The sequence below is a fragment of the Micrococcus sp. KRD070 genome, assembly GCF_017168435.1.
Taxonomy (GTDB): Bacteria; Actinomycetota; Actinomycetes; order Actinomycetales; family Micrococcaceae; genus Micrococcus; species Micrococcus luteus.
In genome coordinates, this window is record NZ_JABFNH010000005.1 from 37,376 (window position 1) to 47,363 (window position 9,988).

The window sequence follows — 9,988 nt, forward strand, 5'->3', positions numbered from 1 at the left end:
CGCATCGTGCCAGGTCCCAGGGTCCTCGGCCCGGTGCGGCGCACGGGGGCCATGACCGCGGCCGACGCGCTGCCGCCCCTCACTTCGCGTCCGCGTATGACCCCACGCTGGAGACGGTGAGCGGGAAGTCCACGGGGGCGGGACCGAACAGCAGGCGGCCGGCGGCGCTCGCGGACTCCGCCACGACTGTCCGCACGGCCTCGGCCTCCGCGGCCGGGCCGTGCAAGACGACCTCGTCGTGGACGAAGAACACGAGTTCCGTGTGCATGCCGGCCGAGCGCAGTCGACGGCGGATCTCGCCCATCCAGCACAGCGCCCACTCGGCTGCGGTGCCCTGCACCACGAAGTTCCGGGTGAAGCGGCCCTGGGAGCGTCGCCGTCGCCGGGCCGCGGACTCGGCGGCCTGGGTGCCGACGTCGGACACGGACTCCTGCCACTTCCGCCCCGGTGCGGGGGACCAGCGGCCCAGCCACGTGGACACCTGGCCGCCTCCCTCGCCGACGGAGGCCGCCCGCTCGAGCAGGCCGATCGCCCGCGGGTAGAGCCGGCGCAGGTGCGGCATGAGCGCCGCGGAGTCGCCCGTCGTCGAGCCGTACATCGCACCCAGCAGGGCGACCTTCGCGCGACCGCGGTCGGCCAGCGCGGTGCCGGCCGCCCGGCCCTGCTCCGCCACCTCCCGGTACAGGTCGGGCGTGGTCCCGGCACGGGCCAGCGCCTCGTCGGCGGCCATCGCGGCGAGGATGCGCGGCTCCACCTGGGAGGCGTCGGCCACGGTCAGCGTCCACCCGGGGTCCGCGCGGACGGCGTCGCGCACCCCGGCCGGGATCTGCATGGCCCCACCGCCGTGGGCGGCCCACCGCCCGGTCACCACGCCGCCGACCAGGTAGGCGGCGTGGAACCGGCCGTCGTCGCCGATCCACTGGTCCAGCCAGTGCCAGCCGTTGGCCGTCCACAGCCGGGCCAGGGCCTTGTACTCCAGCAGCGGCGCGAGCAGCGCGGCCCGCGCCTCGCGTTCCGCGCCGCCGGCGTCGATCCAGTGCTTCAGGTCCCACTGCCGCGTGGACTCCACGGCCACGCCTGCCGTCTGCAGCGCCCGCAGCAGGCTGGGCTGCGAGTCGGGGCTCAGCCCGGGGGAGCCCAGGACGTCGGCGATGCGTTCGGCCAGGGCCTGCAGGCGGGCGGGACGCTCGCCCTGTGCAGGCCGGGGGCCGAGCTGCTCGGTGAGGAGCGCCTCGTGCACGCCCCTGTCCCACGGCAGACCCGCCGCCCGGATCTCCGCGGCCACGAGTGCGCCCTGCGACTCCGCCGCCGCGAGCAGCCGCAGCCGGTGCGGGTGGGCCGAGCCCTCGACGGCGGCCCGCTGCGCGGCCAGCTCGGCCGCGAGCACGGTGACGTCCGGAGCAGGGCCGGTCTCGTCCGGCAGGTCGAAGAAGGACTCCTGACCGGCGGGCACCCGCGCGGGGCGCTCGGGCTCCGTGGGGTCGGCGACCTCGAGCTGCGCCACGGGCGTGTAACGCACCCCGCTGCCCGGCGCCGTCGCCGCGTGCCGCAGGATCCGCTGGACGAGGGCCAAATCCCAGCACCGATCCACCCGCACTCCCGCCGCCAGCCAGGCGGCGTACTCCGTCCCGACGTCGGCGAGCACCCAGCGGACCGTGCTCGGGTCCACGCCAAGGCGGGCGGGCAGACCGGCCACGAGCCCGGCCACGGACCCGGCGGGGCAGGATCCCAGGGGAGTGGCGTCGTCCCCGTCCACGGCCCACCAGGCGCCGGGGCTGCCGACGGAGGCGGGGGCGGGGCCCAGGACGACGAACATGGTCCTCATTCTGCCCCGCCGCCTCACCGTGGGCGGGGCGAGGGGCTGTGCGACTTGCACGCTCGCCGAGCGAAGAACACACTGTGCGGACGCACCGGCGCGCAGCGGGCCGTCGGGCGCCACCCAGAGAGGACCCACCATGACAGCGACCCGGTCCGGCGGCGCCGCGACGTCTCGCCTCAACGCCAAGGTGGTCGGCATCTCGGTCGCCGCCGCGCTCGGCGGTTTCCTGTTCGGCTTCGACACCTCTGTCATCAACGGCGCCGTGGACGCCCTCGCCGGGGAGTTCGGCCTCGGCGCCGGTCTCACGGGTTTCGCCGTCTCCTCGGCGCTGATCGGCTGCGCACTCGGCGCCTGGTTCGCCGGGCCGATCGCCAACCGCCGCGGCCGCGTGCCCGTGATGGTGATCGCCGCGATGCTGTTCCTGGTCTCTGCCATCGGCTCGGGTCTGGCGTTCGGCGTGGTCGACCTGATCGTCTGGCGCATGGTCGGCGGCCTGGGCGTGGGCGCCGCGTCCGTGATCGCTCCGGCGTACATCGCGGAGGTCAGCCCGGCCCATGTGCGCGGTCGCCTCGGCTCGCTCCAGCAGCTGGCGATCGTCCTGGGCATCTTCGCCGCGCTCCTCACGGGCGCGCTCTTCGCGACGATGGCCGGGGGAGCGGCGCAGCCGTTCTGGCTCGGCGTCGACGCCTGGCGCTGGATGTTCCTGGCCGAGGCCGTCCCGGCGGTGCTGTACGGCCTGTTCGCCCTGAAGCTGCCGGAGTCCCCGCGCTACCTGGTCGCCCGCGGCCGCACGGACGAGGCGGCCGAGGTCCTGCACGAGTTCACCGGTGTGGACCGGGTGAACCTGATGATCGAGGACATCCGGCGCTCGCTGGACTCGGAGCGCCGCGAGTCGCTGGCGGACCTGCGTGGACCGGCGGCGGGCCTGCAGCCGATCGTGTGGATCGGCATCCTGCTCTCCGTCTTCCAGCAGGCCGTGGGCATCAACGTGATCTTCTACTACTCCACCACCCTGTGGCGCTCGGTGGGCTTCGGGGAGTCGGACGCCCTCACGGTCACCGTGATCACCTCGGTCACGAACATCGCCGTCACCCTCATCGCGATCGCCCTGGTGGACCGCGTCGGCCGTCGCCCCATGCTGATCGCCGGCTCCGCCGGCATGACGGTCAGCCTCGGCCTGATGGCACTGGCCTTCTCCTTCGCGCAGACCGGCGGCGGCGAGTCCGTGTCCCTGCCGCAGCCGTGGTCCACCGTGGCGCTGGTGGCCGCGAACGCCTTCGTGGTGTTCTTCGGCGCCACCTGGGGTCCGCTGGTCTGGGTGCTGCTGGGCGAGATGTTCCCGAACCGCATCCGCGCCGGCGCGCTCGCCGTGGCCGCCGCCGCGCAGTGGGCGGCGAACTTCACCGTCTCCACCACGTTCCCGTGGCTGGCGGACATCGGCCTGACCCTCGCCTACGGCCTGTACGCGGTCATGGCGGCGCTGTCCCTGGCCTTCGTGGTGGCCTTCGTCCCCGAGACCAAGGGCAAGACGCTCGAGGAGATGAGCGACGTCGTCGTGCGCTCCCCGGGGCAGCGGCGCGCGGTGCGCGCCGAGGCGGAGCGGGACCTGCGCGGCTGACACCGCCCGTCCCGACGACGGCCCCCTCCCTGAGCTGCAGACAGGGAGGGGGCCGTGGTGTGTGCGGGGCGGGTCAGCCGGCGTCGGCGCCGGTGGCGGCCTCCTCGTCGTCGCGGCGCTCCAGGCCCTCGTCCGCGGAGCCCTCGATGAGACGGTCTCCGGCGATCTTGTCGACGATCATCGCGATGGCGGCGTCGCCGGTCACGTTGGTGGCGGTGCCGAAGGAGTCGATGGCGATGTACGTGGCGACCATGAGCGCGACCTGCGGCTCGGTGAAGCCGAGCATCGAGGACAGCAGGCCCGAGGCCGCCACGATCGCGCCGCCGGGCACGCCGGGCGCCGCGACCATGGTGACGCCCAGCATGAAGATGAAGCCCACGAACACCGGGATGTCGATCGACTGGCCCGAGAGGAACAGCACGGCGATGGAGAACGAGACGATCTTCACCGTGGAGCCGGCCAGGTGGATCGTCGCGCACAGCGGCACGACGAACGAGGCGATCGGCCGGCGCACGCCGAGCAGCAGGGTCTGGCGCAGGGTCACCGGGATGGTCGCCGCCGAGGACGAGGTGCCCAGGGCCGTCGCGTAGGCCGGCAGCATCGTCTTCAGGGCCGTGAACGGGTTGCGGCCCGTGATCGCGCCCGCGACGACGTACTGGATGAGCAGCAGCACCACGGTGAGGCCGAAGACCAGCAGGATCACGCCGAGGAACGTGGTGATGACCTTGAAGACCTCGCCGGCGGCGGTCATGTTCAGGAACACGCCGAAGATGTAGACGGGCAGCAGCGGCACGATCAGACCCATGACGACCCGCTCGATGATCGATCGCAGCTGGTCGAAGCCCTCGTGCAGGGCGCCGCGCGGCAGCATCGTCAGGCCGATGCCGAGCACGAACGCGAGCAGCAGGGCCGTCATCACGCCGAAGGGCGGGTCCATCTGCACCTCGAACAGCGGGCCGAGCAGCGCGTCCTCGGGGTTGGCCATCGCCTCGAAGGACCCGGGCGTGAGGATCAGCGGGAAGACGAGCAGGCAGACCAGCAGGGCGCCGAAGCCGCCGAACAGGGTGGAGCCGTAGGCGATGCCGCCGGTCAGTGCCAGCAGCTTCCCCGCGCCCCGGCCGATGTCGCCGATGGCGGGGGCGACGAGCGCCAGGATCAGCACCGGGACGATGAAGCCCAGGAAGTTCGAGAACAGGCCGTTGAAGGTGGCGAAGGCCTGCACGAGCCAGGTCGGCGCGACCAGGCCGACGAGGACGCCGGCCACGATCGCGAGGAGGATGCGGGGCAGCAGGCCGAAGCGGCGGCGGGGCGCGACGACGGCGCCCCCGGAGTCGGGGCCGGACGCGTCGAGGGCGTCGGAGTGGGAGCGAGACATGGCCGACACGCTAGCGCAGGCCGTCCTACCCGTCGCCTGGGCGTCGGGCCGTCCGCGGCGGCGTCGGCGGCCCCCGTCGTGGTGCAGAACACAGGGAGCGCCACCGTCTCGGGTAGCGTGCAAGAGCATGCTCGCCCCACCCGGACCGAAGGAGACGACGATGACGGTCCCGCCCCGCCCCGCAGACGCCCGGGCCGCCCAGGGGCGCGCTGCCGGCGTGGAGGCCGCATGAGTGAGTTCCTCGCCTCACGCTGGCCGGACATCCTCTTCCGGGCGTGGCAGCACGGGTGGCTCGTGCTGCAGGCGCTGGCCATCGCCACCGTGCTCGCCATCGCGCTGGCCGTGATCGCCACGCGGATCAAGGGCCTGACCCCGATCGCGAACGCCTTCACGGCCGTCGGGCTGACCCTGCCCTCCTTCGCGCTCATCGGCGTCCTGATCCCCCTGGTGGGCATCGGGACCGTCCCCGCCGTCGTGGTGGTGGTCTTCTACGCCCTGCTGCCCATCCTCCGCAACGCGCTCGTGGGTCTGCGCGGCGTGGACCCGGAGGTGCTGGAGGCCGCCCGGGGGATGGGCTTGGGGCCGGTGGCGCTGTTCACCCGGGTGCGTCTCCCGCTGGCCTGGCCCGTGATCCTCACCGGCATCCGGGTCGCGGGCCAGCTCGGCATGGGCGTCGCCGCGGTCGCGGCCTACGTCCTGGGGCCTGGACTGGGCTCGTACATCTTCACGGGGCTGGTCTCCCTGGGCGGCGCCAACGCGTTGAACTACGCCCTCGTGGGCACCCTCGGCATCGTCGTCGTCGCCCTCGTCCTGGACGGGCTGCTCGTGCTGCTCGGCCGGCTCACCATCTCGAAGGGACTGCGCGCATGAGCACCGACCGTGACGCCGGGGCCGAGATCCGTCTCGAGTCCCTGACGAAGCTCTATCCGGGGCAGGACCGTCCCGCCGTGGACGCCCTGGACCTCGTCATCCCCGCGGGGGAGACGGTGGTGTTCGTCGGTCCGTCCGGCTGCGGCAAGACCACCTCGCTGAAGATGATCAACCGCCTCATCGAGCCCACCTCCGGGCGGATCCTGATCGGCGGGGAGGACATCACACGCCGTGACCCCACCCGGCTGCGCCGTCAGATCGGCTACGTCGTGCAGGGCGGCGGCATGATGCCCCACCTGTCCGTCGCCGAGAACGTCGGCCTGGTGCCGCGCCTGCTCAAGTGGGACCGCCGGCGCATCGCCGACCGCGTGGACGAGCTGCTCGACCTCGTCGGCCTGGACCCGGCGATCTATCGAGACCGTTTCCCGCGCGAGCTGTCCGGCGGACAGCAGCAGCGCGTCGGCGTGGCCCGGGGCCTCGCGGCGGATCCTCCCGTGCTGCTCATGGACGAGCCCTTCGGCGCCGTGGACCCCCTCACCCGCCAGCGCCTGCAGCAGGAGATGCTCGACATCCAGGCCAGGGTGGGCAAGACCATCGTGATGGTCACCCACGACGTGGACGAGGCCGTGCTCCTGGGCGACCGGATCCTGGTGCTCGAACCCGGCGCGCACGTGGCCCAGTACGCCACCCCCGAAGAGGTCCTGGCGCGGCCGGCCACCGAGTTCGTGGCCGACTTCGTGGGGTCGGGGGCGGGGCTCAAGCGGCTGGGGCTGCGGTCGGTCGACTCGCTGCCGCTGCGCCCGATCGCACAGCACCCGACGGGCACGCTGCCGGGCGGGCCCGTGCTCGACGCGGCCACCCCGATCAGCGAGGCCCTCGCCGTGCTGGTCACGGCCCCGGCGGAGGAGATCGCCGTGGTCCGTGGTGGCACGGTCATCGGTCTGCTCGACTATGCGACACTGCGCGCGCACGCCCGCGCCGCCGACGAGCAGGCTCGGCCATGATCGCCCGGCTGCGTGCGGCCTCCGCCGAGGACCGCCTGCTCCTGATCGGCCTGCCGCTGCTGGTGGCCGCCCTGCTGATCGGGTGGACCGTCTGGGTGCGCGGAGCCGCCCTCGACGACGTCGAGGCCCGGCTGCTGACCTGGCCCACCGTCCTGCGCCTCACCGCCGAGCACCTGGCCCTCGTCGGCGTGTCCACCGTTCTGGTCGTGGCGACGGCCATCCCGCTCGGCGTGCTGCTGAGCCGCCCCGCCGCCCGGCGGTTCACCCCCGTCGCCATGGGGCTGGCCAACGCCGGCCAGGCCGCTCCCGTGATCGGTGTGATCGTCCTGCTCGCCATGGCGTGGGGGTTCGGCTTCCGGGTCGCCGTCCTGGCCCTGTCCCTCTACGCGTTCCTGCCCGTGCTGGCCAACACGCTGGCCGGGCTGCGGGGCGTCGACCCCACCGTCGTCGAGGCGGCCCGCGGCATGGGCATGTCGCCGCTGCAGACCCTGCTCCGGGTGGAGCTGCCCTTGGCCCTGCCCGTGATCATGGCGGGTCTGCGGACCGCCCTGGTGCTGCTGGTGGGTACCGGGGCGTTCGCGACGTTCATCGACGCCGGCGGCCTCGGCCTGCTCATCCAGACCGGGATCGTCCTGTTCCGTTTCCCGCTGCTCGTCTCGGGGGCGATCCTCGTGGCCGCCCTCGCCCTGATGATCGAGTGGATCGGCCGCCTCGTCGAGACGCTGGCCACGCCGAGGGGGCTCGCATGACCACCCCGCGCGCGACCACCCCGTCCCGCCGCCGCGGCCGGACCCCCGCTCGTGCCGCGCTCGCCGCGCTCGGCCTGGCGGCCTCCCTGGTCCTGTCCGGGTGCGGGCTGAGCACCGCCGGCGGCTACCTGCCCTCGGGCACGCCCGCCGGCGACGTCGCCGGGATCGACCTCGAGGGCGCCCACGTGGCGGTGGGCTCCAAGAACTTCAACGAGGGCGTCGTGCTCGGCAAGATCACCGCGATCCTGCTGCGCTCCGCGGGGGCCGACGTCGAGGATCTGACCAACATGCCGGGTTCGCTCAGTGCGCGCCAGGCCCAGGTCGCAGGCGTCGTGGACGTCGAGTGGGACTACACGGGGACGGCCTGGATCACGTACCTGGGCCACACCGATCCGATCCCGGACGCCCAGGCGCAGTGGGCCGCGGTCCGGGACGAGGACGCGCAGCAGGGCCTGGTGTGGCTGCCGCCGGCCGAACTCGACAACACCTACACCTTCTCCGTGCGCCAGGACCGGGCGGAGGAGCTCGGCCTGGAGACCCTGGCGGACATCAAGGACCTCCCCACGGAGGACCAGTCCTTCTGCGTGAGCGCCGAATTCGCCGCCCGCAACGACGGGTTCCTGCCCATGCTCGAGGCCTATGGGATCGAACGGCCCACCGGATCCCGGCTGCGCCAGATGGACCTCGGGGCGGTGTTCGCCGCGGTGGCGGACGGGTCGTGCACCTTCGGGGAGGCGTACGCCACGGACGGGCGGATCGCCGCGCTGGACCTGACGACCCTGCAGGACCCGCTGAGCTTCTTCCCGAAGTACAACGCGGCCCCCATCGTGCGCGAGGAGGTCCTGGCCGAGCACCCCGAGATCGCCGACCTGCTGGCGCCCGTGACCGCGCGCCTGGACAACGCGACGGCCGCGCGCCTGAACGCCCGGGTGGACGTCGACGGCGAGGAGCCCACCCAGGTCGCGTGGGACTGGCTCCGCGAGGAGGGCCTGATCACAGACTGACGGCCCGCCGACGCCGCCGGCACGGCGGATCAGGCAGCCGTCAGCGTGCGCGAGTAGACCGTCCGGCCGACGGCGTTGATCAGACGCACCCGGAACTCGCGGCCGTCCTCGGGGATCTCGACGTGGCCGAAGTACTGGTGCTCGCCGGAGCGCGGCGAGCCCATGACCGGCCCGTGCGCCTCGAAGTCCAGGCGCGGGCCGAAGGTGCCGTCCAGCGTGTTCGGGCCGGACGATCCGGCGTTGATGGGGCCGGCCACGAACTCCCAGAACGGCTCGAAGTCGGTGAACGCCGCGCGGTCGGGGGAGTAGTGGTGCGCCGCGCAGTAGTGGACGTCGCCGGTGAGGAACACGACGTTCTTCACGCCGTGGTCCTTGATCGCCTTCAGGAGGCGGGCGATCTCCAGCTCGCGGCCCAGCGGGGCGCCGTCGTCGCCGTTGGACAGGGACTCCTGCCCCGTGCCGTCGGGGACGATCAGGCCCAGAGGCAGGTCGTTGGCGATGACCTTCCACGTGGCGGTCGACGCGCGCAGCCCACGGATGAGCCACTGCAGCTGCTCCTCGCCCAGGATCGGGGTCTCGTGGGTCTCGAGCCCCGGGGTGTTCTCGCCCTTGTGGGTGCGCATGTCCAGGGCGAACACGTCGAGGGTCGCGCCGCGGGGGATCCTGCGGTAGATGCGGGCGGGCTCGAAGCCCGAGCCGCGGCGCAGGGCTGTGGAGTCGGCGATCGGCATGTACTCCTGCCACGCGCGGCGGGCGCGGGCGGCCAGCGTGTCCACGTCACGGACCTGGGTGTAGCGCGGGTCTTCGAGGACCTCACCCGGCCACCAGTTGTTGGTCGTCTCGTGGTCGTCCCACTGGGCGATGACGGGGACGTCCGCGTACAGGGCGCGGAGGTTGTCGTCCATCATGTTGTAGCGGTGGCGGCCGCGGAACTCGTTCAGCGTCTCGGCGACCTTGGACGTCTCCTCCGTGACGAGGTTGCGCCAGGTGGGCTCGCCGGCCACCTCGAGGGTCTCCGGGATGGGGTTGTCCGCGTAGATCGTGTCGCCGGAGTGCAGGAAGAAGTCGGGCATCGTGGCGTGCATCGCCGCGTAGCCGCGCATGCCGCCGATCTCCGGGTTGATGCCGTAGCCCTGCCCCGCGGTGTCCGCGGTCCACACGAAGGACTGGGCGGCGGAGGTCTTCCGGCCGAACCGCGCGCCGGGCGCCGTCGTGAAGCGGGCCACGGCCGACTCGCCCAGGCGGCCGGCCTCGTCCTCGAACGCGTACGTCACCTCGAAGCGGGTGTCGGAGGGCAGCGTGTCCGCGAGGATCTTCGCGGTGTGGTCGGTGGCCCCGTCGACCCAGCCGGAGCGCAGGGTCAGCCCGCGAGCGAAGCGGCCGCGCAGCACCTTCCCGTCCTCGTCGACCGCGCGCAGCGTGGCGTGCAGGCGCGAACGGCCGGACGAGCGCGCCCACAGCACGGCCGAGTTCGAGGTGACGTCGCCGGTGGCGACGCCGGACGGCAGCGTCAGACGGGACGCGACCAGGCCACCGGCGACGTCACCTC

General features: G+C 73.2%; 8 protein-coding genes. 5 read left to right on the top strand and 3 right to left on the bottom strand.

From position 1 onward, the window contains the following. Positions 1-79: 79 nt before the first annotated feature. Entirely contained in the window at positions 80-1,816 is a 1,737-nt protein-coding gene (locus tag J1M38_RS01935; RefSeq protein WP_166437528.1) for a bifunctional 3'-5' exonuclease/DNA polymerase, read from the bottom strand. Between the two features lie 139 nt (positions 1,817-1,955). On the opposite strand from J1M38_RS01935, the gene J1M38_RS01940 reads away from it, so the two are divergent. Continuing rightward, the gene (locus J1M38_RS01940) at positions 1,956-3,437 is read left to right on the top strand and encodes a sugar porter family MFS transporter (RefSeq protein WP_206482135.1); all 1,482 of its coding nucleotides are present in this window, start codon (positions 1,956-1,958) and stop codon (positions 3,435-3,437) included. 73 nt (positions 3,438-3,510) lie between these two features. Here the strand turns inward: J1M38_RS01940 and J1M38_RS01945 are convergent, their stop codons facing one another. Then, positions 3,511-4,812 (bottom strand): dicarboxylate/amino acid:cation symporter, encoded by a 1,302-nt coding sequence (locus J1M38_RS01945; protein ID WP_135101379.1) that lies wholly within the window; start codon positions 4,810-4,812, stop codon positions 3,511-3,513. A 228-nt stretch (positions 4,813-5,040) separates the two neighbouring features. On the opposite strand from J1M38_RS01945, the gene J1M38_RS01950 reads away from it, so the two are divergent. Genes J1M38_RS01950 through J1M38_RS01965 form a run of 4 tightly spaced genes read left to right on the top strand, consistent with a single transcriptional unit; the run spans position 5,041 to position 8,439 of the window. Continuing rightward, positions 5,041-5,682: an ABC transporter permease gene (locus J1M38_RS01950; RefSeq protein ID WP_135101381.1), complete on the top strand. Its 642-nt coding sequence runs from the start codon at positions 5,041-5,043 to the stop codon at positions 5,680-5,682. Further along, positions 5,679-6,686 (top strand): ABC transporter ATP-binding protein, encoded by a 1,008-nt coding sequence (locus J1M38_RS01955; RefSeq protein ID WP_135101383.1) that lies wholly within the window; start codon positions 5,679-5,681, stop codon positions 6,684-6,686. The genes J1M38_RS01950 and J1M38_RS01955 overlap by 4 nt, the downstream gene beginning before the upstream one ends. After that, entirely contained in the window at positions 6,683-7,435 is a 753-nt protein-coding gene (locus tag J1M38_RS01960) for an ABC transporter permease (protein ID WP_017487925.1), read from the top strand. The genes J1M38_RS01955 and J1M38_RS01960 overlap by 4 nt, the downstream gene beginning before the upstream one ends. After that, positions 7,432-8,439, top strand: a complete 1,008-nt coding sequence (locus J1M38_RS01965; protein ID WP_135101385.1) for a glycine betaine ABC transporter substrate-binding protein — start codon at positions 7,432-7,434, stop codon at positions 8,437-8,439. The genes J1M38_RS01960 and J1M38_RS01965 overlap by 4 nt, the downstream gene beginning before the upstream one ends. Positions 8,440-8,468: 29 nt before the next feature. Here the strand turns inward: J1M38_RS01965 and J1M38_RS01970 are convergent. Beyond that, positions 8,469-9,988 (bottom strand): alkaline phosphatase (locus tag J1M38_RS01970; RefSeq protein ID WP_241246404.1); only part of this gene is annotated, 1,520 nt, incomplete at its 5' end.

Excerpts from the sequence above, each read along its gene's own strand:
- J1M38_RS01955 (WP_135101383.1), top strand. The coding sequence starts at position 5,679 with ATGAGCACCGACCGTGACGCCGGGGCCGAGATCCGTCTCGAGTCCCTG.
- J1M38_RS01965 (WP_135101385.1), top strand. The coding sequence starts at position 7,432 with ATGACCACCCCGCGCGCGACCACCCCGTCCCGCCGCCGCGGCCGGACC.
- J1M38_RS01940 (WP_206482135.1), top strand. The coding sequence starts at position 1,956 with ATGACAGCGACCCGGTCCGGCGGCGCCGCGACGTCTCGCCTCAACGCC.
- J1M38_RS01960 (WP_017487925.1), top strand. The coding sequence starts at position 6,683 with ATGATCGCCCGGCTGCGTGCGGCCTCCGCCGAGGACCGCCTGCTCCTG.
- J1M38_RS01935 (WP_166437528.1), bottom strand. The coding sequence starts at position 1,816 with ATGTTCGTCGTCCTGGGCCCCGCCCCCGCCTCCGTCGGCAGCCCCGGC.
- J1M38_RS01945 (WP_135101379.1), bottom strand. The coding sequence starts at position 4,812 with ATGTCTCGCTCCCACTCCGACGCCCTCGACGCGTCCGGCCCCGACTCC.
- J1M38_RS01950 (WP_135101381.1), top strand. The coding sequence starts at position 5,041 with ATGAGTGAGTTCCTCGCCTCACGCTGGCCGGACATCCTCTTCCGGGCG.